This is a genomic window from Nitrosovibrio tenuis, assembly GCF_900109785.1.
Taxonomy (GTDB): Bacteria; Pseudomonadota; Gammaproteobacteria; order Burkholderiales; family Nitrosomonadaceae; genus Nitrosospira; species Nitrosospira tenuis_A.
On the sequence record NZ_FOBH01000017.1, the window covers coordinates 15693 to 38232 of the forward strand.

Below are 22540 nucleotides of genomic sequence, written 5' to 3' on the forward strand. Positions count from 1 at the left end.
TTCGGGCCCCCTCAAAAAGACCACGCATTACCGCAGGCCAGCCGGGAATAAGCCCTGCCTGAATATTAGCTGGTATATTCAAATACCTTCACGACCTTGCGCACCCCATTGGTCGAACCTGCAATCTCCACCGCGCTCTCCGCCTCCTTGCGGTTGACCAGACCGAGGAGATAGACGGTGCTGTTTTCGGTCACTACCTTGACATGGTTAACCTGAAATTTGCCGCCATCCATAAACCTACCTTTAACCTTGGAGGTAATCAGCGTATCGCTACTACGTGAAGCATACGTACTGGGCGGCCCAATGTCTATTTCATTGATGACCGTCCGCACGTGATCCAGGTTTCTTACCAGATTCCCAATCTCTGCTTTAGCACTCTCGGAAGGCGCCTCTCCGGTAAGCAGGACGTTCCGGTTATAGCTTGTAACATTGACATGAACATTATCGCCATATCTTTCACTAATACGCCGACTGCTTTTCAACTCGATCCCCTCGTCTTCAACGAACATGCCGCTTGTGCGCCGATCATTAGACATCGCGACGCCGGCCCCGACGCCCGTTGCAACGCCGGCCGCAACCAGCAGGGCGCAGCCGGAGAGAAACGGAATACAGAAGATGACTAGCAATAGGCCCCTTACACTCAAATTTACACTCAAACTTTTCATCAATAACCTCGAAAATTAAAACGCATATATGGCATATATGACAATCATTAAACATCCGCTGGGATCCACCGAACGCCTCCAGGAACAGGCACCTATCGGAATAACCGCAATACACACCGACAAGCCAACCGGGCACTTTACACCGCCAATCCCCAGGCTCCCTGAGCCCCTCCAATTCCTGTTCCGCTATTCACAAAAGGCATCTTTTATCCATTCCATCCCCTCCCCCTTAACGCCCGATAGCAATACCGCGTCGAATCGACACGGTGGTATCGACTTCAACGAAGCAAGATAATGCTTCGCCGTCCGTATCAACCGCCCCTGCTTCACTAAGGTAATGCTACTCCCCGCGCCTCCAAAAACCTGACTGCAACGCATGCGTACCTCAACGAATACCACTACCATCTGGTCTTGCATGATGAGATCAATCTCGCCAAAGCGACAGCGATAATTTCTCTCTATTAAAGCAAGGCCCTTACCCTGAAGATACCCTTCGACATATCGCTCAGCTTCACTACCTTTCAATTGATATCCATATTCGATGTGTTCCATCGATCAATTCGCCCGAATGAAGACCGTGACGGAAGGCGTAAGTGATATATTCTACAATGCAACTAAAATCCTTTCATTATGCATCACCTCGGATAATCCTGGCGCCGATGTCGGGCTATACCGTTTTCCTGGATCGTTACTCGAATTTCACGAATGCAAGCAGGAACATCAACACTACCGGGCAGCTTATACGTCGTCGGAACACCGATAGGAAACTTGCGTGATATCAGCTTCAGAGCGCTGGACATTCTCGCGGCAGTAGACTTTATCGCAGCCGAGGATACCCGTGTGACCGCTCGCCTGCTTGAGTATCATTCGATAACGAAGAAGATGATATCCATGCACCGGCATAACGAAGCCTCTACGGTGAAAAGGATCGAGCGCTCTCTCGCGGACGGAAATTCGGTTGCGCTTCTTACGGATGCAGGCACCCCAGGAATATCCGACCCGGGAGCACTCCTGGTTAAACACATCCGGAATATGGGCTATAAAGTAATTCCCATACCGGGCGCGAACGCCGCGGTATGCGCTCTCTCCGCAGCGGGTATTATCACGCCCCACTTTCTATTTTATGGATTTCTTCCAGCCAATCCTGGCGCAAGGCGGCGTGAACTGCAAAACCTGAAATTGTTTCCATACACGCTGATATTTTATGAAGCGCCGCACCGCATTCTGGAATGCGTGACGGATCTGGTCGAGGTAATGCGCGATCATCGCGAGCTTACTATTGCCAGAGAATTGACCAAGTTGTTCGAGACCATTCATGTCTGCCCGCTCAAGGACGCCGTGGTGTGGCTTGAAGAGGACCCAAATCGCCAGCGGGGCGAATTCGTACTGATGTTGACGGGCTTCAAAACACGGAATGAGGCTGAACTGGGTGATGAAGCTCAACATGTACTGAAGCTGTTAATGGACGCCTTACCGTTAAAGCAGGCGGTAAAGCTGGCCGCTGATATAACTGGCGAAAGCAGAAATCTACTTTATACATTCGCGCTGTCTCTCAGGAACGAAACGACAAGCCCTGACGATGCATAAAATATGGCAATGCCAATCCATAATATATAACCACGCGTTCCGCGGGTCGCGACCGTAAAACCTTCATGGGGACGGGTGAGAGGGTAGCATAAGGATGGGGTAGCTATTATAATACCCCGTCGCATGAAGCCACGAAACCATTCAGAGGTTGCCTGGCTAATGCGAACGTGGGAAGCCCCTACAGACAATCAATTTATTGGAGAGATCGACTATGAAAACACCTGCTACCTTTTACCATGCCGGCTGCCCTGTATGTGTGGATGCCGAGCGCCAGATCGCTGAAGCGTTGGACCCCAACCGTTATGAGGTTGAGCTGGTGCATCTTGGTGAGCATGCGGATCGGATAGCAGCTGCCGAAGCAGCTGGCGTTAAGTCCGTCCCAGCACTCGTAATCAACGGCGCACCTTTCCACATCAACTTCGGTGCTCCGATGTCTGCATTGAAATCGTAATTCCCTGAAATGGCGGGTGATAGCCCGCCGTTTTACCAATAATTAATTCCCGGCCGCAAGTTATTCACCTTCGAATTTTTAAACTTCGAATTTCTCAAACCTGAATTGACACCCGAATTTGACAGCCGAAATTCAAACCTGAATTTGACACCTGAATTTCAAGCCTTGAATTGCCCCATCTCTTAGCCTCGTTATGGAACTTTAAGCTCAACTCCTTGCTTCAGCCTTATATTCATCAAGGTGGCGAGGCTCATCAGTCCATCCGCCACAGCACAGCAGAAGCGCCCCTCATGCCGATGCAGCGCCAGCGGAACACGGCTAATCATTATCTACTATACTAAACACAGTTTAGATGCATGGGGCCAGCAACTCACGCAGGAGGAGATCATGGAACTCATACTATGGCGACACGCCGAAGCTGAGGACGGCGCACCCGATAGCGAGCGCAAACTTACTGAGAAAGGGCAAAAACAAGCGAAGACCATGGCGGAATGGCTCAAGCCAAGATTGCCCAAAAATACGCTCATCCTGGTGAGCCCTACCAGGCGCACCCAGCAAACCGCCGCTGCACTTGCTGACGACTTCGAAATCGTTGAGGAAATAGGGCCCGGGGTCTCTGCAAAAGCAATTCTGGTTGCCGCGGATTGGCCCGACGGTAAAGGCACTGTAGTCGTGGTAGGCCATCAGCCTACGCTAGGAGAAACAGCGGCGTTGATTATGTCTAATAAAATCTCCGGGTGGGATATCCGGAAGGGCGCTGCTTGGTGGTTCACCCATAAGACAAAGAACGGGGTCGAGGAGATATTTTTACATGCCGCGATTTCGCCCGACATGGCCTAGACGAGCTTGCCAGACAAGAGTCCAACCGGCCGGCTGAGCTGTCAACCCCAAAACATCATAGGGAAAAGAAACACTCACGGGAGTCATTCTGCATTCGAGAGTTCGCAAAACCGGCACGAGCGGTATACCACACCACCGTTTGGTCATCCGCCCTTATTGACAATGCCGGAAAGGGCCGGGGTTCATCGCTCAGCGTCCCCGTCCCGGATGAGGATTGCTTGCTTGTGTCTCCTTCTCGACAGGTGGGTTGGTATAAGGGGTATCATCATAGGGTATATCCGGTGAGTCTCCCGGTTCCCTAAAGGGTTTTATCCGATAGTATGAGTGCACCTTATTTTGCCACGTTGGGTCCGCCATGTCCGGCCAGTGATCCTTATCAAACCCAGGGGCAGATTCAAGTTGTTTCTTGTCCACATCGAGTAAGAATTGTTTATGTACGGCATCCGGCTTCAGAGCTTTCCATGGAACTGCGAAAAGTTTGTCGGCGATACCAAGAAATCCGCCAAAAGACAAGACCGCATAAGCAATCCTCCCGGCATGTGCATCGAGCATGATATCCTTTATCTCGCCGAGCTCGATTCCCTCAAGATTATAGACATTTTCTCCGATGAGCGTAGCGGCGCGCATTAACGGGGGCGTGGGCGCCTCCTCGTTGGAAGCTTTAGGCTCGTCGTGGGCGTGGGGATCTTCACATTTCATGTTTACCTCCTGGTGGTTTTCCTGATTGGTCCGAGTATCAGCTATTTTCCCGATAGCACAACACATTAAGCATAAGAGACGAGAGTGTCCTCATCGGTACGGTAACTCACAAAGGGACACATCGCTTATAGTCATCCGTAAGAAAAATACTCTCCGATATCATCAAAAGTGAGCGACATGGATAGACCAGACATTGAACTAGACCACCCCGCCGGCCAGCCTCTGGCCTTAGTGAGCCTGGCAGCGCTGGGAGTCGTCTACGGAGATATCGGCACGAGTCCGTTATATGTCATGAAGACCATTTTTGATCCCGTCCATGGGCTCACAGTCAACGAGGGGAACGTGGTCGGCATCATCTCACTCATTTTCTGGGCGCTCATGATGGTGGTGTCGGTGAAGTACATCACGTTGATCCTGCGCGCCGATAATCACGGCGAGGGGGGAATTATGGCGCTGTTGTCGCTCGCCAGCTCTTCGGTTATAAGCCACCCCCAACTGCGCAATATCCTGTTTCTCATCGGTGCATTTGGCGCGGCACTATTCTACGGTGACGGCGTTATTACCCCGGCCATCTCCGTATTGAGTGCAGTGGAAGGGTTGGAAGTCGCAACGCCGCTGCTCAAGCCCTATGTGGTGCCTATCACGTTGATTGTACTGATTGCGCTTTTCCTGCTACAGCAGCGGGGGACAGGGGGAATAGGCGCCATATTCGGGCCCGTCATGCTGATATGGTTCAGTACACTCGGGTTTGTCGGCATTATTAATATTACTGCCGCACCCCAGATATTGGCAGCCCTCAATCCTATCCATGCCCTTGGCTTTTGCGTAAGCAACGGCTGGCTGGCGTTCGTTGCCTTGGGCGCTGTGGTATTGGCCGTCACGGGCGGAGAAGCACTCTACGCGGACATGGGACACTTTGGTGCGAAACCGATCCGATTGGCGTGGTATGCCTGTGTGCTGCCCGCGCTTACATTGAACTATCTCGGGCAGGGCGCTCTGCTTCTCTCTAACCCGGCAGCAATTTCCAATCCTTTTTATCTCTTGTTTCCTGCCTGGGCGCTATATCCAGCTGTAGGCCTCGCGACCGTCGCTACTGTCATCGCATCGCAGTCCGTTATAGCCGGTGTTTTTTCCATGACCAAACAGGCTATTCAGCTGGGACTTTTGCCGCGCATGCAAATCAAATACACATCCGACCGGAAGATTGGCCAGATCTATATGCCCTTCGTCAACTGGACCTTGCTGGCAGTGGTGGTCATGGCAGTGTTGGGATTCGGCTCGTCGTCCAGCCTGGCGTCCGCATACGGATTTGCCGTGACCGCGACGATGGTGATTGAAACCCTGCTCACCTTCTTCGTAATTCGTTATGCGTGGAACTACCCGTTATTTCTATGCTTGCTCGCAACTGGGTTTTTTTTAGCGATCGATACCAGTTTTTTTGCCGCCACCACCCTGAAACTTGCCGAGGGAGGCTGGTTCCCGCTTGCAATTGGCACAGTCATTTTCTTCATCATGATTACCTGGAATCGTGGGCGTCTACTTCTGCTCGAGCATTTGCGCTCCGCGGCGATACCGCTTCACCCTTTTCTTGAGTCCCTGATCAAGAATCCACCCGCACGTGTGTCCGGCACCTCCGTCTTTCTGACTGCTGACCCCGCTGGCGTGCCCCATGCGTTGTTGCATAATCTGGCTCATAATCAGGTCTTGCATGAACGCGTCGTATTTTTAACCGTGGATTATCGGGAAATTCCACGGATCCCGGTAGACCAGCGTCTATCGGTAACGCCATTGATTGAAAATTGCTACCAGATCACTGTCCGGTACGGCTTCAAGGATCAACCCAACCTGCCTTATGCGCTCGAGTTATGCAAGCCATACGGGCTTGTGTTTGAGCCGCTCAACACATCTTATTTTCTTAGCCGCGAAATCGTGGTCCCGAGTCCGGGCACCGGTATGGCACAATGGAGGGAACGTTTATTTGCCACCATGGCCCGAAATGCCAGCAATGCAGCTGAATATTTCAAACTGCCCGCCAACCGCGTTCTGGAGCTGGGCGCGCGGGTGGAGATCTGATCCGACCCTGTCTAGGATGGAAGGGTTTGGCTCAGCAAATACTTGGGAATCTTGGAAATAAATGCCGCAGTTGAGTTTATTTTACAATTGGCGCGCCCAACACGATTCGAACGTGTGACCCCCGCCTTCGGAGGGCGGTACTCTATCCATCTGAGCTATGGGCGCCAGTTTTCCGGGTTTGCGTTACATCGGTTTACATCAACGTTTACATTAGCCGGGTAAACAGGGCTCATAGCATAGCTTTTTTTATATCCTCCGTCCAACAGAAATGAGCTGACTCTTTTGCCTCAACTGGAACGAATCTATACAATAACCATTTTTTTCTTGGGGGGTTATTGTGAGCGGCACAGAAGATGAAGAGCACTCATCGGCCATCAAAACGCCGAAACAGTTGATTACGGTCCTTGTCGCTGCTTTTGTATTTCCAGTACTGATAATTATGCTTCTGGGGCATTTCGCCACAGGCAATCCGCCGATAGATCGCGATAATCCCGCGTTTTCGGACCAGGCGGTGGCGAAACGCTTGAGGCCGGTGGGTTCACTGGTGCTCGCAACGGATTCCCCCCAGGCTGAAGTGAAATCGGCGCCAATGGCCGGCCAGGCGATGACCGCGCCAGCCACCTCAATGGCGGCCTCTGGCCAGGGCGATAAAATAACGGCGATCTATACGTCCAGCTGTGCCGCATGCCATGCCACCGGCGCGGCGGGCGCACCCAAGCTGGGAGACAAGGCAGCGTGGGCGCCGCGCATCAAGGCTGGGGCCGAATCGCTCTATAACAGCGCTCTCAAGGGGAAGAATGCCATGCCGCCCAAGGGGGGGAATGCCAGCCTCTCTGATACCGATGTCAAAGCGCTCGTGGATTATATGGTGAGCCAATCAAAGTGACGTTATAAAAACTGGCAATGTGGATAAGCGACGCTACCGGAAAACGGTTTGCGCTGGCAGGTGTCGCGAATAGGTGACTTCTAAAAACAGCGCCGGTTAAAAATATGGCCACTTTCGCAATCGGCGACTTGCAGGGCTGCTATAGCGAGTTCAGGCAGCTCCTTGAGCTGATTTGTTTTGATCGTACAAAGGACAGACTGTGGCTCGTGGGTGACATTGTCAATCGCGGTCCCGATTCTCTTTCGACCCTTCGTTTCGTCAAAGAACTGGGGAAAGCTGCTGTAATGGTGTTGGGAAACCATGATCTGCACCTGCTCATGGTTGCCGAAGGCTGCGCCAGAATGCATCGCAATGATACGCTTGAGGATATACTCGCTGCGCCTGACAGGAGCGAGTTGCTAGATTGGTTGCGGCATCGGAAGCTGTTGCATGTGGATGGGAATTATGTGATGGTGCATGCGGGCTTGTTGCCGTCCTGGTCGGTGGAAAAAGCCTCGACGCTGGCGGAAGCAGTCGAAAATGCACTGCGCAGCAAGCATTTCAGTAAGCTTTGCTTGCATATGTATGGCAATCAGCCAGACCGTTGGGACGAAAGACTTGAGGGTTATGAGCGCTTGCGCGTGGTGATCAATGCAATGACACGCATGCGGGTGTGTACGCCCGATGGAAAAATGGATTTCACCCATAAGGGACTGGTGAAGGACACGCCATCCGGGTACATGCCATGGTTCGAGATACCAAACCGCGCCAGCCGGGAAGCGACCATTATTTGTGGACATTGGTCCGCGCTGGGCCTGCGAATTCAACCTAACCTGATAGCCCTGGACACGGGTTGCTTGTGGGGCGGGTGCCTTACTGCCGTTCGTTTGAAGGATCGGAAGGTTTTTCAGGTGCCTTGTGCGGCAGCGGAAGCGACAAAGCGTGGGCAATAGCCTGTTCAGCATGTCGTGCCAGTTCCCGGCGGTTTTTTCCACCACTGCTGATGGGTTCAGCAAAGATCAGTTCCACGTCAATCCATGTCTGGCCTAATATCCGCCGTAACGATTCCATGAGCGAGATATTAACGTATGGCGTTGCCCGGCTGATCTGTCCTGTTACATCTGTATAACGTATTGCGACCGGATACAGAATGGCTGCAACCGATACCGCTGGTTGTAAGAGCGATGCATGAAAGTGCCTTAGTTCGGTGCCATCGCTGGTAGTACCTTCCGGAAATACCGCAACCCGATCCCCGATCATCAACGCCTCGGCAATATGCTGATTAATTCGCGCGGTGTCGCTACGCTTGGAGCGCTCGATAAAAAGCGTTCCGGCATTGCGGCTTAACCAGCCCAAAAGCGGCCACCCCCGAATTTCAGACTTGGCTACGAAACGCGCGGGGCAAACCGAAATGATGGAGTAGACATCCAGCCATGAGACATGATTGGCCGCCAGCATCGCCCGAGCCGTCTCGGAGGAGGGCACAACACCGCGGTAGCGCAGCCTGATGCATAAAATTGACAGAAGGCCTGCTGACCAGTTCTGTGCCATGCGTCTTTGTGCAGGCTGATCAAGATGCGGATAAATCGCGGATTGAATCAGGCCGGAAATGACATGCAGCACCAAACGTACAATGCGAAGAGTTCGTGTCAATCGACTGGTGGTGGGGTGTTCCATGCCACTATTATTACATTCAAAGTGGCAAGAGGTCTAAACAGAAAAGCCAGAGGGGATCTATTCAAATATCCTATAAAATGCGGCAGCCGAAGTTGTCGAAATACCGCTGATCGATTTCATCTCGGGTAAAAACATGATTCTGGCCGCCCCGATGCGCGATCTTCAACGACCCCATCAACGCACCAAGCTGTCCGGTGCTCTGCCAATCCATGCCATTGGCGATTCCAAAGAGCAGCCCAGCCCGGTACGCATCGCCGCAGCCGGTCGGATCAGTCAGCTTATCAGCCTTAACACTGGGGATATTGATCTGCCGGCCATCAGCATAGATGATTGACCCTTCCGAGCCTTTTGTGACAACCAATGCCTTTACGCGCTTGGCAAGCTCTTCCAGAGCAAGCTTCGTACGTTCACACAGCAACTGACCTTCGTAGTCGTTGACAGCCACATAATCCGCTTTATTGATAAAATCCAGCAGTTCTTGACCGTCGAACATGGGTAAACCCTGGCCTGGATCGAATATAAATGGAATACCAGCTTCACGGAACTCGTGCGCGTGCTGCACCATACCATCGCGTCCATCCGGAGCAATGATACCAAGGCTTATGTTTTTCGCATCGGCTACGTGGTTTTCATGCGAATGGTTCATTGCGCCAGGATGAAAGGCGGTGATCTGATTATCGGTTAGATCAGTAGTGATAAAAGCTTGCGCCGTGAACGTATTCTGAACCGGACGTACATGAGTTTGTGCCAGGTTGAGCTTGTCCAGCCGGTTGGCGTATGGCTGGTAGTCATCGCCAACGGTAGCCATGATGAGCGGTTGGCCACCTATCATCTGCAAATTGTAAGCGATATTGCCGGCGCAACCGCCAAACTCCCTGCGCATATCCGGTACCAGAAACGCGACGTTTAGAATATGAATCTTTTCAGGCAGGATGTGATTCTTGAAATGATCGTTAAACACCATGATCGTGTCGTATGCAATCGAGCCGCAGATGAGTATATTCATGGTCGCCGTATCCATTAAGTCAGGCTGGCTTCTGTTTCCAGACCAGATCCAGTTCACGTGCGGCTTTCACGTCATCAAGCCTGCGTACCGGTGTCGTATGAGGTGCGCCTTTAACCATTTCCGGCTGCGCATAAGCTTCGTCCAGAATTTCCTTCATGGCCGCGGCAAATGCGTCGAGCGTTTCCTTGGATTCGGTTTCAGCGGGTTCGATCAGCAAACATTCAGGCACCAGGAGTGGAAAATAGGTGGTGGGAGCATGGTACCCCTTGTCAAGCAGCCGCTTGGCTACATTCATGGCCGTGACCCCTGTCTTTTCCTTCAGATCTTTCAGCGTGACAATAAACTCATGACTGGCGCGGCGTGTCGGATACGCAATTTCAAAACCCATTTTGCTGAGTTCCGCCATCAAATAGTTGGCGTTAAGCGCAGCAAACTCCGCTACCCGGTGCATGCCTTCCGCCCCCAGCAGGCGGACATAGACATATGCTCTGAGCAATACGCCCGCGTTTCCCATATGGGCTGAAAGTCTGCCGATGGATTGCGGTATGTCCTTCTCCGTCAGCCAGCTGTAAGATCCGTTTTCGAACGTCACCACCGGTACAGGCATGAACGGCAGCAGGCGCTGCGCCACACCCACCGGTGCTGAGCCCGGACCCCCTCCGCCATGAGGCGTCGAAAATGTCTTATGCAGATTGATGTGAATGACGTCGAACCCCATATCGCCAGGCTTCACTTTGCCCAATATAGCGTTCAGGTTGGCCCCGTCGTAATATAACAATCCGCCTGCCTGATGGACGATTTTGCTCATTTCGGCTACATTCTTTTCAAACACGCCGAGCGTCGAGGGATTGGTCAGCATCAACCCCGCCGTTTGCGGTCCAACCGCAGCTTTCAGCGCATCCATATCCACATCACCTTCTTTGTCAGTGGCTATTTCCACGACTTTATAGCCGCACATAACCGCTGTGGCCGGGTTGGTTCCGTGAGCCGCATCGGGAACGATTATTTCGGTCCGAGCGGTATCGCCGCGCGACTCATGGTACGCGCGTATCATCGATATTCCCACCAATTCACCCTGCGCCCCGGCCATTGGCGTAAGGCTGACTCCCGCCATCCCGGTTACATCTTTCAATATCTCCTGCAACTCATACATACAGGCAAGAAAGCCTTGTCCTGTGCTTTCCGGTGCGCGGGGATGCCGAGCCAGAAATTGAGGCAGCATGGCGAGCGAATTGCATGCCCGCGGGTTGTACTTCATCGTGCATGAGCCCAGCGGATAGAAGTGCGTGTCTATTGAAAAATTCTTTTGCGACAGCCGCGTGTAATGGCGCACCGCATCCATTTCGGATACTTCCGGCAGAAGCGGCAGTTTTTTTCGTATCAGATTGGGCGGGATATCCCGTACTTCTGGAGCTTGCGGGGGTAATTGGGAATGATTGCGCCGCCCGGGGCGGGAGTGTTCAAATATCAACATGATAAATTCGAATCTTTGCCAGTATTTATTGAAGGGTTTCAGGGACCTGTGCGGGGAAATTGCCTACGCGACGACGCGCACCACTTTAGCTTGCGATTTCAACGATACCCGTTTCAATGACATCCGTCGCATCGAACTCAAGCATGGGCTCGTTCCAGAGCCGCCAAAGCTGCATCGTAGTTGGGCTCGTCCTTGATCTCCGGCACCAGCTCAGCGTACGTTACTTTATCATTTTCATCCAATACTACGACGGCGCGAGCTGTGATGCCTGCCAGCGGGCTATCAGTGATGGCAACGCCATAATTTTTCATGAATTCAGACCCACGCATGGTTGAAAGCGGCACCACCTTATCCAGACCTTCCATATCGCAGAAGCGGCTCATTGCGAAAGGCAGATCCGCAGCGATTATCAATACTGCGGTATTCTCCATATTGCTCGCTTTCTCATTGAACTTTCGGGTGGAGAGGGCGCAGACGGGTGTGTCGAGGCTGGGGACGATGTTGAGTACTTTCTTCTTGCCCGTAAAATCGGCCAGCGTGACGTCTTTTAAATCCCTGTTCACAAGCGAAAAATCGGGCGCCGTATCGCCTACCTTCGGGAACGTTCCTTCGATTTTGATGGGGTTGCCTGCGAGAGTGACCATGCCGTTCTCCTTAAGTTGAGGGTGTAGTCGAAGTAACTAAAATCAATCAAACAATTAAAGCTGATCGAGCGTCTGGCCTAAATGCTCGGCATAGCTCGCCAAATCCGCCGAAGTCTTGGTTTCGGTGGCGCATATCAGCATTGCGCTGCCAAGTTCAGGATAATATTCTTCCAGGTTCAGCCCACCGAGAATTCGCCGGGATTTAAGCTTGTCCAACACATCTTTGACCGGCATCGGAAGAGAAATCGCTGCTTCGTGGAACAGCGGTCCATCAAAAATTCTCCTCACTCCCTTCAAGCTTTCTAGCTTGTCCAACAATGCCAGTGTATTTGCATGGGATTGCACGGCGGTCCGACGCAGGCCCTCCGGGCCCATCAGGGACAAGTAAATGGTAGCCGCTGTGACCATCAGTCCTTGGTTCGTGCAGATATTGGAGGTCGCCTTGGAGCGGCGGATATGCTGTTCGCGCGCCTGAAGCGTAAGTACAAAGCCGGATTTGCCATCCTGGTCCGTCGTACGGCCAATAATACGCCCCGGCATTTGACGTACCAGCGCCTGCTTGCAAGCCATGAAGCCGAAATAGGGGCCGCCGCTCGAAAGCGGGATTCCTAAAGGCTGACCTTCACCTACGGCCACATCCGCGCCCGTTTCTCCCCATTCGCCAGGCGGGGTGAGGAGTGCAAGTGCCATGGGATTGACCACACCGATAGCCAGTGCGTTTTTACCGTGAGCCCAATCGGTAAGGCTGTCAACCTCTTCGAGTACCCCAAAAAAGTTGGGCTGCGGAATGACCAGTGCAGCGAATTCCTCGTTGCCGAACTCATCCAGGCTTTCCATTAACGTCCGGCCAGACTTTGGGCAGTAGGGGAGTTCAACCACCTCAATACCCTGATTCCGAACAATGGCGCGCACGACGCTACGATATACAGGATGGACCGTTGCAGGCATTAATATACGCCGGGAGGACTTATGCGAGCGCACGGCCATTAATGCCGCCTCAGCCAGAGCAGACGCGCCGTCGTACATGCTCGCATTGGATACGTCCATTCCGGTCAGCGAGGCCATGATGGTTTGATATTCATATAACAGTTGCAGCGTCCCCTGGCTTGCTTCCGCCTGATAGGGCGTATAAGAGGAATAAAACTCGCCGCGCGTAGTGATCTGCCACACTGCTGCAGGGATGTGGTGCTCATAGGCACCCGCCCCGATGAAATTGAGATAGCGTCCGTCCGTCTCGGCCCGCTCCAGCATCAGCCTTGAGACTTCCATTTCATTTAAGCCGGGCGGTACCCCCTTCAAGCCGGCGCTTTTCAGCGCGGGCGGAATTTCATCGAACAGATCATCAATAGAATTGGCGCCGATGCTCGCAAGCATCGCCTGTACATCTTCTTCAGTATGGGGAATGAACGGCATGGTTTGTTCCGTGGTTTCTACAAATACGAATACTGAACGGCAGGAAGAAATAAGACTTGAAATACCATCGGGCCTTATTTATTCCAGTTGACTCAGTGATCCTCGCTTTCCAACATTTTCTGGTAGCCTGCGGCATCCATAAGATGATTCAGATCGGCGGCATTGACCGGTTTTAGTTTGAAAAGCCATGCAGCGTAGGCGTCCTGGTTGATTTTCTCAGGGGCCAGTTCGAGATCGGGGTTAACCGCAGTGACTTCCCCTGCGATGGGCGAGTATACGTCAGCCGCCGCTTTGACGGACTCGACGACAGCACATTCTTCCCCCTGTTTGAGTTTGCGTCCTATAGCCGGGGTTTCCACGAATACCATATCTCCCAGCAGCTCTTGGGCATGCTGGGTTATACCGATCATCGCGGTGCCGTCGTTTTCCAGCCTTACCCACTCGTGGGATTTGGTATATCTTAAATCGCTTGGAATACTCATGTTTTTGCTCCGGAATTGAATGACATTATTCTGCTGTCCAAATCAAACCAAAATTTTGCCGTTTCTGACGAATGGATATTTCACCGCTTTTGCTCGCAGCGGCTTGTCCCGTACGATTACCTGAACTTCATCGCCAGCATTGATTGACAACGGCACACGCGCGAGCGCGATGGACTGATTGAGCGTCGGAGAAAAGCCTCCGCTGGTGATTTCGCCGTCGCTCGTATCGCCCGGAATGGCAATTTTCTGATGACTGCGCAGCACGCCTCGATCCAGCAAGACCAAACCTATGAGCTGTTGCCTTGCGGGTGCCGCAAGAAGCGCCTGCTTGCCGATAAACTCACGATCGGTTTTCAGATCAACCGTCCAGCCCAGCCCGGATTCCAGCGGGCTAGTGGTTTCATCCATGTCCTGGCCATAAAGATTCATACCGGCCTCAAGCCGTAACGTATCACGCGCCCCCAGCCCCGCGGGCGCAACACCAGCGGCCAAGAGCGCATTCCAGAACTCTACGGCATCGCTCGAGGGCAGCATGATTTCAAAGCCGTCCTCACCGGTATAGCCGGTCCGCGCGATAAAGTATTGGTCGAACAGTACGGCCTGGAACAGCTTCAGCCCCTCGGTTACAGCCTGAGACCCCGCAATGACTTCCCAAACCCTGGCGCGGGCGTTAGGTCCTTGTACCGCAATCATTGCCAGATCGCGGCGCGGAATAATTTCCAATCCTGGAGCGAGCTCATCGCGTTTTGCCAGCATCCACGCCATGTCCTTATCAGCGGTACCAGCATTGACGACCATGCGGAAGTGCGATTCCGAAAGATAATAAATGATGAGATCATCTATTACGCCGCCCCGGGGATTAAGCATGCAGGAATAGAGTGCTTTACCCGACTGCAGAAGTTTGTCCACATTGTTGGCAACCAGCCGCCGCAAGAAATCGCGCGCGCCATCGCCTTTTATATCTACGGCCAACATATGCGACACGTCAAACATGCCCGCATCACGGCGCACCTTATGATGCTCGTCAAGCTGAGAACCGTAATGCAGAGGCATATCCCAGCCGCCAAAGTCGACCATCTTGGCGTTCATGTCGTGGTGGGTCTGATTAAGAGAGGTTGTTTTCACAGATCGCTACCTCAAAAAAAGGGGTGAAGTCACGTTAGTGACCTCACCCCTCTGTCCTTTTTACCTGAGAGATTACGGAATATCGTCCGTATTGCCCCTTCGGTGGCCGAAGACCCGATACGGGCGCGCCGGCACTCTCCAGATTGCCTGTTGCAAGCGGTTTTAACCGATCAATCAACTTGATCTACGCCTAAGCGATTCCGGGGGGTTGCGCCTTCGGCCGCGACGACGAAATCGACGCGCTCTTCCGCTTGAACTATAAATGGCAGAACTCGAACTATACTCCAGCAAACCGGTTCAATACAAGGTATAACTATGTTCCATGGCCGCCGCGGCGGCTGCTCCTGTCTCCGTTTTTAAAAAAAAGGATATTTGCCAAGGAATTCCCGATATTCCGGTTCCAGTATTGGACGTACAGTAGGCCACGAAAAGTTTGAAAGGTAAAATTGTGTTTTCTTCAATAACATCATTGCTTACCATGCAATCCCAAGCGATCGGCGGCCGGATTCGGAATTATGGTGGTATCTTATTCCATCCATCCAGGTCGAGCCTTGCAGAAGCTTGACACATCATTTATTCAGACCCCTTGGAGATAGGGTCCTTTATAGCCTGCCCCCTTCAGCGTTTCGTAAAAATATTAAGCAATATGTATCTGAGCCACTTCGGGTTATCTGAACAGCCGTTCCCCCATCAGGATCCGATGGGTAATGATTTTTTTTACGGAGGAGCTAACCGGGGCTTGATGCTGGACGCACTTATTTATGTGCTTACGCATGGTGAGGGTGCGGAGGGGATTATCACGGTAACTGGAGAATGTGGCAGCGGCAAAACAACATTGTGTCACTCGTTGATGAAGCGGTTGCCTGCGCAGATGCAAACGATTTACCTCACCCAGCCAGTTTCAACGCTGGAAGAATTCCTCAACTTGATAAGCCGTCAGCTAAAGTCTGACCTGGCCGGACTGGCAGGGAAAGGCGTCGAAGAAAACTGTACCTGTGCACCTCGCGACGCCTTGGCGGCAGAACTACAATGTTTGCTGAACGAAAAATATGCCGCAGGCAAACGGATAGTATTGCTGATCGATGAGACGCAAGAGTTATCAGCCGAGATACTGGACGAGTTGAGAGCCCTTTATGAGGTCGAGTCGCCCCACCACAAGCTGCTGCAAATTGTCTTGCTTGGACAGAACGAGCTTGGGCACACTCTGACCTTGCCACAGATGCGCAAGCTTAAGGGTTGCGTTACTCATCATTTTGAGTTGAAGCCGTTCAATCGCAAAGCGGTGGAGGAGTATCTGATATCGCGCATGCGCGCAGCCGGCCATCGCGGGCCAGTCGTGTTTACTCCGCCAGCGATAAAGTTGATCAGCATGGCCTCTGGCGGCCTTATCCATTCACTTAACATTCTCGCTGACAGGTCGCTCGAGACAGCCTCTTCCACGGGTTCACCTGATGTAACTGCGGACCACGTTAAGGCGGCCATCAAGGATAGCGGAATCCAGTACAGTTTCAACTGGCGGAACTGGTCTGATTGGTTCGATCTGAACCATCGCGCAGTCGGCGCGAGCGCTGTGATTACCGTGACAGTGCTGGGCCTGCTGGGTTGGTTTGCCCTTCGCTCTCCTTCTGCGGAGGTTTCCTCTGTCGTCGCTTCAGCGCCGTCTGAAGCAGCCCCATCGGCGCAAGTTCCCATCATGGCGCCTGCCCCGGCGCCTATACCGGCACTCGTCCCCGCGCCCGTACCTGCGCCTGTGCCGGCTTATCCACCCACCGCCGCATCGATGCCCGGGAACACTCCTTCCCCAGCTTCAACGGCTGGATCCTCACCCCATGCATCTCCCGAAACTGCTGCGGCAACGAGAAACACGCAGGATCAGCCGGCCACTGCGGCCATGCAACAGCGGTCTGGCAAGTCTTATATTGGCGGAGTCAAGCTGGAAGGCTATGCACTGCTCGAGCAGCGGGTCGAGGCAACGACGAAGAGCATGGCGACAGTGGATAAAAATCAATATACGATTCAGCTGTTTTCAACAGATAACGTTCAGCCCGACCGCATGGAAAGATTTTTGGTTCGAGCTCAGAAACTGGTCGATTTATCCGATCTTTATGTGCATACGGTAAACGACGGAGAAAAAGCGAAATTCAGGGTCACATACGGCATCTATCCCGATCGCAATCAGGCCGCTGCGGCAATAAACGAACTTCCGCAAAAGTATCAAAGCTCTTTTCACCCCGAGCCGTCTACCTGGGGCGACCTGAGTCGTTAGGGTGTATCTGAACAAATCCACCGCTGGGATGTCCGGCGGTTATCGATAGCTTCCGTAACCGCATACACTATTTCGTACGGCACTTCCGATGTCGGGGTGAGCAACGCATAATGCTACAATGATGCTGTTACATTAAATAAATACGATCAGTATTCTATGCCAGTACCCCATCTTGCTGCTGCCCGCAGCGGACCGATCATCGATCTGGAGCGATGCATCATCAATGCCATGCCCTCTATCGAGCATTGGTTGCGAAATCAATGGCAAACGCATACTGTGCCTTTCTACTGCTCTGTGGATTTACGCAACAGCGGCTTCAAGCTCGCGCCGGTAGATACTAATTTGTTCCCCGGGGGGTTCAATAATCTCAATCCCGAATTCATGCCATTATGCGTGCAGGCAATGATGGCGGCCGTTGAGAAAATATGCGCCGACGCGCGCAACGTACTACTGATCCCCGAAAGCCATACACGCAACATTTTTTACCTGCAAAACCTCGCTACGTTGCAGGCCATCATGCGGCACGCGGGCCTGAATATTCGCATTGGCACCCTGCTGCCAGAAATCACGACCCCGACCACAATTGATCTTCCGGACGGCGTCAAGCTCATCCTCGAGCCAGTTCAGCGCAAGGGTAATCGGTTGGTTACAGAAGACTTCGACCCTTGCGCCGTGCTCCTGAATAATGACCTCTCCACAGGTGTTCCTCCGATCCTGCAAAATCTTGAGCAGATTATCATTCCGCCTCTTCGTGCAGGATGGGCGACGCGGCGCAAATCTCAGCATTTCGCGGCTTACGATAACGTCGCGCTACAATTTGCCGGCCTGATTGGCATCGACCCGTGGCTCATCAATCCATATTTCGCGTCCTGCGGGAAAATTAATTTTCGCGAGAAGAAAGGGGAAGACTGCGTCGCAAGCACCGTAGACGAAATCCTGCATGACATTCGGGAAAAATATGCTGAATACGGGGTCAGGGAAGATCCGTTCGTCATTGTCAAAGCCGATGCCGGTACTTATGGGATGGGCATCATGACGGTGAAGGACGGCTCGGAAGTTCGAGCCCTTAACCGCAGGCAGCGCAACAAGATGGCGGTGGTGAAGGAAGGTTTGCAGGTCACGGAAGTCATGGTGCAGGAAGGGGTTTATACGTTTGAAAGTATCAATGAAGCAGTGGCGGAACCGGTGATTTACATGATCGACCATTATGTCGTAGGCGGCTTCTACCGTGTGCATACGGGACGGGGCATCGATGAAAATCTGAATGCTCCGGGTATGCAGTTTGTGCCGCTGGCCTTTGAAGATACCTGTCTGTTGCCGGACCGTGAAGCGCGACCGGGCTGCAGCGCCAACCGGTTTTATGCGTATGGGGTAATAGCGCGCCTGGCGCTGCTTGCGGCGGCGCAAGAGCTGGAAAAGACTGGTGAACGCACTGGCTCTACGGTTTAAGGAATCTCTGGACAAGCCCTCGCGGAGCGGCATGGCTGGTAAAATGGGAACGATCACAAGGCGCACACGACGCAGAGGTCGCAGTTGAGCCCGCGATCGTATTTGTCAAGTCTCTTATGCCGGCCAGTGTACTTGAGGTCGCACCTTCCTTCGGATGGCACTGCTTCGCCCTGCGAAGTCGCGCCATTCGCTTCGTCGCCTTACGCGTCTCATCCCGGAAAGCCGTTGTCGCACCCGCGTGGGACTTATTCAGAGATTTCTTAATGAAACTTGCCTTTATTCTCGATCAACTCGATTCAATTAAGACATCTAAAGACTCAAGCTTTGCCATGATGCGCGAAGCGGCTTTTCGCGGTCATCAACTATTCTCCTTACAACAGGGGGACCTGGTATGGAGGAGAAGCGAGACCACCGGGTTTGCGCGTGCGTTGGAGTTAACCGGTGAGGAAGGGGAAGCGCATCGCTGGTATCGTGCAGGTGAGCCGGAGGAAGTATCATTGCGGGAATTCGATGCGGTGATGATGCGCAAGGATCCGCCGTTCGACATGGAATATATCTATAGTACTTATTTGCTGGAGTTGGCGGAAAGCCATGGCGCCCCTGTTATCAATAGTCCGCGCGCTGTGCGGGACCATAACGAGAAGCTTGCGATAGCGAAGTTTGCTCAATATACCCCACCTACGCTGGTGACAAGGCAGGAACATTTAATCCGGGAATTTCTTGCCGAATACCACGATATCGTGCTCAAACCTTTGGATGGCATGGGCGGAGCAAGTATTTTTCGCGTTCACCGTGATGATCACAATATAGGTGTCATCATCGAGACTCTTACACATTACGGTACCCGTACGGTAATGGCTCAGCGATATATTCCCGAGATTTCCGAAGGGGATAAGCGCATTCTGCTGATAGCAGGCAGCGCTGTGCCATACTCGCTCGCACGCATTCCCAGGCCGGGAGAATCGCGTGGTAATCTTACCGCGGGGGGTACGGGCGTTGCGAGGCCGCTAACCAGACGCGACCGTGAAATCGCCGAAGCACTCGGGCCCGCACTCTATGATAATGGCTTAATGCTGGTGGGTTTGGACGTTATTGGCGACTATCTCACCGAGATCAATGTCACCAGTCCCACCTGCATGCGAGAAATCTCGGATCAGACCGGCTTCAATGTAGCTGGAATGATGATGGATGCGCTTGAAAACACATGTTCCTGAAAATTAATATCAACCAGCGTAAATAATTTAAAAAACATGATCGGGATTTTAATTGTTTCTCACGGCAATCTGGGTGACAGCCTGATCCATTGCGCCAACCATGTCATGGGCGACAACTCGCGACATCTGACAGGATTGAGCATCACCACTCAAGATGACCCCGATAAAGCCGTTGGCAAAGCGCTGGGATTGATCAAACAGCTCGATCAGGGGGATGGAGTGCTGATACTGTGCGATATATGCGGTGCAACGCCATGCAATATAGCCAGTCGCTTGATCAGTCCCGGCAGAGTGGAATGTCTCGCGGGCGTCAATCTGCCCATGCTGGTGCGAGCGCTCACTTACCGCACCGAGTCGCTTGCGGTCGCAGCGGAGAAGGCATTGATGGGTGGTAGAGATGGCGTTATTCGTCTTTTCTCACCATAACATCATGCAACAGAGAGAGATCAAGATCCTGAACAAATTGGGATTGCATGCGCGGGCTTCCGCAAAGCTTACCCAGTTGGCAGGACAATTTCGCAGCGAAGTATGGATATCCCGTAACGGTCGCAAGGTCAATGCGAAGAGCATTATGGGCGTCATGATGCTTGCCGCCAGTCAAGGCGTCATCTTGGGCATCGAAACAACTGGCGTGGATGAAATCGAAGCAATGCAAGCGCTGGTAAACCTGATCGACGAGCGTTTCGGAGAAAGCGAGTGAGCTTCGTACTGCACGGTGTGGGCGTTTCCAGTGGCATCGCCATAGGACATGCTCATCTTGCTTCGCACGCCGCGCTGGAGGTGGCCCATCACATCGTACCCCCGGGCCAGGTCAGCAATGAGATATCCCGGCTGGATACCGCGTTTACGGCGGTGCGAGAGGAGCTTGAGGCGCTGCATGCATCCGTTGTCAGCGGCCCTGCAGCCGCGGAATACGGTGCATTTCTGGATTTACACCGGATGATTCTGGACGATCCCACGCTTTCCACCGCGGCCAAGGCCTATATTGCGCAAAATCAGTGCAACGCCGAATGGGCTATTACCCAGCAGATGGATGTACTGATGGCGCAATTTGAGGAAATCGAAGACGTCTATCTTCGAGAGCGCAAAACTGATGTGATTCAAGTGGTGGAGCGCGTGCTGAAAGTATTGCTGGGTCATCCCGGATATATTCCGCCGATACTCAAGCGGGATGGCGACAGCGTCCTTGTCGCCCATGATTTAAGTCCCGCCGACGTGATCCAGTACCGGCAGCATTCCTTTACCGCGTTTCTGACTGATCTGGGCGGCTTGACTTCACACACCGCTATCGTGGCGCGCAGCCTCAACATTCCCTCTATCGTAGCGCTACATCATGCGCGCCGGTTGATCCGCGACAATGACGTCCTGATTGTAGATGGCACACAGGGCGTGGTAATTGTCGATCCTGATGAGCACGTGCTGGCGGAATACCGGTTGCGTCAGAGTCAGCTTGAACTGGAAAAGCAAAAGCTCAAACGCATCAAGACGACCGTTGCCGCGACGCTCGATGGGACGATGGTGGAACTATACGCAAATATTGAGCTGCCGTCGGACGTCGAACAGGTGAAGGAAAATGGCGCTACAGGTATAGGTCTGTTTCGCAGTGAGTTTCTGTTTCTTAATCGCAGTACCCTGCCTGATGAGGATGAACAATTCGAAGCTTATCGCACCGTGGCACGAAAAATGCGGGGTCTGCCCGTCACCATACGTACGTTTGACCTGGGAGCGGACAAAAACCTCGACAGCGCAAAGCGGGTGGCCGCCAACCCGGCGTTGGGGCTACGCGCCATCCGCCTGAGTCTGGCTGAACCACAAATGTTCAATACGCAATTGCGCGCCATCCTTCGGGCCTCACGTTATGGTCAAATTCGAATCCTGGTACCAATGCTCTCCAGTGTTGCCGAGATCACTCAGACATTACATTTGATTGAAAACGCCAAGCAGAGCTTGCGCCAGGAAAAAATTTCCTTCGATGAAAGCATACAGATAGGCGGTATGGTTGAAATTCCGGCTGCGGCGCTATCCCTCGATGTTTTCATGCGCAAGCTGGATTTCCTGTCGATCGGTACGAATGATCTGATTCAGTACACGCTCGCGATAGACCGTGCCGATGATTCTGTTGCACACCTCTACGATTCATTGCATCCGGCAGTGTTGCGGCTAGTGGCGCACATTATCCGCAGCGCCAATCGAACCGGTATACCTGTCGCGGTTTGCGGCGAAATTGCCGGCGATATAATATTTACTCGATTGCTATTGGGTTTTGGGCTGCGTCTGTTTTCCATGCACCCAGCACAACTGCTGACTGTAAAGCGAGAAGTTTTGAGGAGCAGTCTGCCTGACATCATGCCGTTCACGCGGAAAATTCTCAAATCCGATGATCCGGACAAGATCCACGCCTTATTGACCAAGCTCAATAGCTGATTTGTCAAACCGATTATATTTTCTTCAGTCGAATAATGCGCGACGAACAGATGCAAACCAGGCAACCGTTCAGGTTGGATTTTTAGATGCGTATTTGAATATAATCACTGGTTACGGATCGCGACAGTAATTCTGCTAACCTTGTCACTACCATAGGCGTTTTCCCATATGCAGGGAATCAAAATC

General features: G+C 52.7%; 22 protein-coding genes, 1 tRNA gene and 2 riboswitches. Of the genes, 12 read left to right on the plus strand and 11 right to left on the minus strand.

The window, feature by feature from the left end; genetic code table 11:
- Positions 1-65 precede the first annotated feature (65 nt).
- Both BMX00_RS13460 and BMX00_RS13465 read right to left on the minus strand, forming a co-directional pair.
- Entirely contained in the window at positions 66-665 is a 600-nt protein-coding gene (locus BMX00_RS13460) for a BON domain-containing protein (protein WP_090829535.1), read from the minus strand.
- A gap of 186 nt (positions 666-851) precedes the next feature.
- Positions 852-1217, minus strand: a complete 366-nt coding sequence (locus BMX00_RS13465) for a YraN family protein (protein WP_090829536.1) — start codon at positions 1215-1217, stop codon at positions 852-854.
- 153 nt (positions 1218-1370) lie between these two features.
- Here BMX00_RS13465 and rsmI point away from each other — a divergent pair, with 153 nt between their 5' ends.
- The 3 genes from rsmI to sixA all read left to right on the plus strand — a co-directional run bounded on the left by rsmI (position 1371) and on the right by sixA (position 3543).
- Positions 1371-2252 carry a 16S rRNA (cytidine(1402)-2'-O)-methyltransferase gene (rsmI, locus tag BMX00_RS13470; protein WP_090829537.1) on the plus strand — a complete coding sequence of 294 codons (882 nt, stop codon included), beginning with the start codon at positions 1371-1373 and terminating at the stop codon, positions 2250-2252.
- Between the two features lie 211 nt (positions 2253-2463).
- Complete coding sequence (locus BMX00_RS13475; protein ID WP_090829538.1) at positions 2464-2703, plus strand: thioredoxin family protein; 240 nt, start codon at positions 2464-2466, stop codon at positions 2701-2703.
- 387 nt (positions 2704-3090) lie between these two features.
- Positions 3091-3543, plus strand: coding sequence for a phosphohistidine phosphatase SixA (gene sixA, locus BMX00_RS13480; protein ID WP_090829539.1), 453 nt, complete (start codon positions 3091-3093; stop codon positions 3541-3543).
- A 189-nt stretch (positions 3544-3732) separates the two neighbouring features.
- On the opposite strand, the gene BMX00_RS13485 is transcribed toward sixA, so the two are convergent.
- Positions 3733-4242 (minus strand): PRC-barrel domain-containing protein, encoded by a 510-nt coding sequence (locus tag BMX00_RS13485; RefSeq protein WP_090829566.1) that lies wholly within the window; start codon positions 4240-4242, stop codon positions 3733-3735.
- Between the two features lie 177 nt (positions 4243-4419).
- Here BMX00_RS13485 and BMX00_RS13490 point away from each other — a divergent pair, with 177 nt between their 5' ends.
- The gene (locus BMX00_RS13490) at positions 4420-6315 is read left to right on the plus strand and encodes a potassium transporter Kup (RefSeq protein WP_090829540.1); all 1896 of its coding nucleotides are present in this window, start codon (positions 4420-4422) and stop codon (positions 6313-6315) included.
- Between the two features lie 88 nt (positions 6316-6403).
- On the opposite strand, the gene BMX00_RS13495 is transcribed toward BMX00_RS13490, so the two are convergent.
- A tRNA-Arg gene (locus BMX00_RS13495) sits at positions 6404-6480 on the minus strand.
- Between the two features lie 172 nt (positions 6481-6652).
- Between BMX00_RS13495 and BMX00_RS13500 the strand changes: the two genes are divergently transcribed.
- Both BMX00_RS13500 and BMX00_RS13505 read left to right on the plus strand, forming a co-directional pair.
- Positions 6653-7201: a c-type cytochrome gene (locus BMX00_RS13500; RefSeq protein WP_090829541.1), complete on the plus strand. Its 549-nt coding sequence runs from the start codon at positions 6653-6655 to the stop codon at positions 7199-7201.
- 104 nt (positions 7202-7305) lie between these two features.
- A complete protein-coding gene (locus BMX00_RS13505; RefSeq protein WP_090829542.1) occupies positions 7306-8133 on the plus strand; it encodes a symmetrical bis(5'-nucleosyl)-tetraphosphatase in 828 nt (275 codons plus the stop codon).
- Here the strand turns inward: BMX00_RS13505 and BMX00_RS13510 are convergent.
- From BMX00_RS13510 to gcvT, 7 genes are all read right to left on the minus strand, one after another.
- A complete protein-coding gene (locus BMX00_RS13510) occupies positions 8054-8833 on the minus strand; it encodes a lysophospholipid acyltransferase family protein (protein WP_245728093.1) in 780 nt (259 codons plus the stop codon). The genes BMX00_RS13505 and BMX00_RS13510 overlap by 80 nt on opposite strands.
- Positions 8834-8927: 94 nt before the next feature.
- On the minus strand, positions 8928-9863 hold the full coding sequence (locus BMX00_RS13515; protein WP_090829567.1) for a carbohydrate kinase family protein: 936 nt from the start codon (positions 9861-9863) through the stop codon (positions 8928-8930).
- A 19-nt stretch (positions 9864-9882) separates the two neighbouring features.
- On the minus strand, positions 9883-11337 hold the full coding sequence (gcvPB, locus tag BMX00_RS13520; protein WP_090829544.1) for an aminomethyl-transferring glycine dehydrogenase subunit GcvPB: 1455 nt from the start codon (positions 11335-11337) through the stop codon (positions 9883-9885).
- A gap of 137 nt (positions 11338-11474) precedes the next feature.
- Positions 11475-11981: a thiol peroxidase gene (gene tpx, locus BMX00_RS13525; protein ID WP_090829545.1), complete on the minus strand. Its 507-nt coding sequence runs from the start codon at positions 11979-11981 to the stop codon at positions 11475-11477.
- 54 nt (positions 11982-12035) lie between these two features.
- On the minus strand, positions 12036-13394 hold the full coding sequence (gcvPA, locus tag BMX00_RS13530) for an aminomethyl-transferring glycine dehydrogenase subunit GcvPA (RefSeq protein ID WP_090829546.1): 1359 nt from the start codon (positions 13392-13394) through the stop codon (positions 12036-12038).
- Positions 13395-13486: 92 nt separating this feature from the next.
- Positions 13487-13876: a glycine cleavage system protein GcvH gene (gene gcvH / locus BMX00_RS13535; protein WP_090829547.1), complete on the minus strand. Its 390-nt coding sequence runs from the start codon at positions 13874-13876 to the stop codon at positions 13487-13489.
- Positions 13877-13918: 42 nt separating this feature from the next.
- On the minus strand, positions 13919-15001 hold the full coding sequence (gcvT, locus tag BMX00_RS13540; protein WP_090829548.1) for a glycine cleavage system aminomethyltransferase GcvT: 1083 nt from the start codon (positions 14999-15001) through the stop codon (positions 13919-13921).
- Positions 15002-15042: 41 nt separating this feature from the next.
- A riboswitch (glycine riboswitch) is annotated at positions 15043-15153 on the minus strand.
- 9 nt (positions 15154-15162) lie between these two features.
- Positions 15163-15261, minus strand: a riboswitch (glycine riboswitch).
- Positions 15262-15701: 440 nt separating this feature from the next.
- Here gcvT and BMX00_RS13550 point away from each other — a divergent pair.
- The 6 genes from BMX00_RS13550 (at position 15702) to ptsP (ending at position 22354) form a co-directional block, all read left to right on the plus strand.
- Entirely contained in the window at positions 15702-17267 is a 1566-nt protein-coding gene (locus tag BMX00_RS13550) for an AAA family ATPase (protein ID WP_177171871.1), read from the plus strand.
- Positions 17268-17423: 156 nt separating this feature from the next.
- Positions 17424-18716, plus strand: coding sequence for a glutamate--cysteine ligase (gene gshA / locus BMX00_RS13555; RefSeq protein ID WP_090829551.1), 1293 nt, complete (start codon positions 17424-17426; stop codon positions 18714-18716).
- A 263-nt stretch (positions 18717-18979) separates the two neighbouring features.
- The gene (gene gshB / locus BMX00_RS13560; RefSeq protein ID WP_090829552.1) at positions 18980-19930 is read left to right on the plus strand and encodes a glutathione synthase; all 951 of its coding nucleotides are present in this window, start codon (positions 18980-18982) and stop codon (positions 19928-19930) included.
- Between the two features lie 36 nt (positions 19931-19966).
- A complete protein-coding gene (locus BMX00_RS13565) occupies positions 19967-20356 on the plus strand; it encodes a PTS sugar transporter subunit IIA (RefSeq protein ID WP_090829553.1) in 390 nt (129 codons plus the stop codon).
- A gap of 4 nt (positions 20357-20360) precedes the next feature.
- Complete coding sequence (locus tag BMX00_RS13570) at positions 20361-20630, plus strand: HPr family phosphocarrier protein (protein ID WP_090829568.1); 270 nt, start codon at positions 20361-20363, stop codon at positions 20628-20630.
- Positions 20627-22354: a phosphoenolpyruvate--protein phosphotransferase gene (gene ptsP / locus BMX00_RS13575; protein ID WP_090829554.1), complete on the plus strand. Its 1728-nt coding sequence runs from the start codon at positions 20627-20629 to the stop codon at positions 22352-22354. The genes BMX00_RS13570 and ptsP overlap by 4 nt, the downstream gene beginning before the upstream one ends.
- Positions 22355-22540 lie beyond the last annotated feature (186 nt).

Excerpts from the sequence above, each read along its gene's own strand:
- sixA (WP_090829539.1), top strand. The coding sequence starts at position 3,091 with ATGGAACTCATACTATGGCGACACGCCGAAGCTGAGGACGGCGCACCC.
- BMX00_RS13565 (WP_090829553.1), top strand. The coding sequence starts at position 19,967 with ATGATCGGGATTTTAATTGTTTCTCACGGCAATCTGGGTGACAGCCTG.
- BMX00_RS13515 (WP_090829567.1), bottom strand. The coding sequence starts at position 9,863 with ATGAATATACTCATCTGCGGCTCGATTGCATACGACACGATCATGGTG.
- gcvH (WP_090829547.1), bottom strand. The coding sequence starts at position 13,876 with ATGAGTATTCCAAGCGATTTAAGATATACCAAATCCCACGAGTGGGTA.
- BMX00_RS13485 (WP_090829566.1), bottom strand. The coding sequence starts at position 4,242 with ATGAAATGTGAAGATCCCCACGCCCACGACGAGCCTAAAGCTTCCAAC.
- BMX00_RS13570 (WP_090829568.1), top strand. The coding sequence starts at position 20,361 with ATGCAACAGAGAGAGATCAAGATCCTGAACAAATTGGGATTGCATGCG.
- gcvPA (WP_090829546.1), bottom strand. The coding sequence starts at position 13,394 with ATGCCGTTCATTCCCCATACTGAAGAAGATGTACAGGCGATGCTTGCG.
- tpx (WP_090829545.1), bottom strand. The coding sequence starts at position 11,981 with ATGGTCACTCTCGCAGGCAACCCCATCAAAATCGAAGGAACGTTCCCG.
- gshA (WP_090829551.1), top strand. The coding sequence starts at position 17,424 with ATGCCAGTACCCCATCTTGCTGCTGCCCGCAGCGGACCGATCATCGAT.
- BMX00_RS13460 (WP_090829535.1), bottom strand. The coding sequence starts at position 665 with ATGAAAAGTTTGAGTGTAAATTTGAGTGTAAGGGGCCTATTGCTAGTC.
- gshB (WP_090829552.1), top strand. The coding sequence starts at position 18,980 with ATGAAACTTGCCTTTATTCTCGATCAACTCGATTCAATTAAGACATCT.
- gcvPB (WP_090829544.1), bottom strand. The coding sequence starts at position 11,337 with ATGTTGATATTTGAACACTCCCGCCCCGGGCGGCGCAATCATTCCCAA.
- BMX00_RS13465 (WP_090829536.1), bottom strand. The coding sequence starts at position 1,217 with ATGGAACACATCGAATATGGATATCAATTGAAAGGTAGTGAAGCTGAG.
- BMX00_RS13475 (WP_090829538.1), top strand. The coding sequence starts at position 2,464 with ATGAAAACACCTGCTACCTTTTACCATGCCGGCTGCCCTGTATGTGTG.
- rsmI (WP_090829537.1), top strand. The coding sequence starts at position 1,371 with ATGCAAGCAGGAACATCAACACTACCGGGCAGCTTATACGTCGTCGGA.
- BMX00_RS13550 (WP_177171871.1), top strand. The coding sequence starts at position 15,702 with ATGGGTAATGATTTTTTTTACGGAGGAGCTAACCGGGGCTTGATGCTG.
- BMX00_RS13490 (WP_090829540.1), top strand. The coding sequence starts at position 4,420 with ATGGATAGACCAGACATTGAACTAGACCACCCCGCCGGCCAGCCTCTG.
- BMX00_RS13505 (WP_090829542.1), top strand. The coding sequence starts at position 7,306 with ATGGCCACTTTCGCAATCGGCGACTTGCAGGGCTGCTATAGCGAGTTC.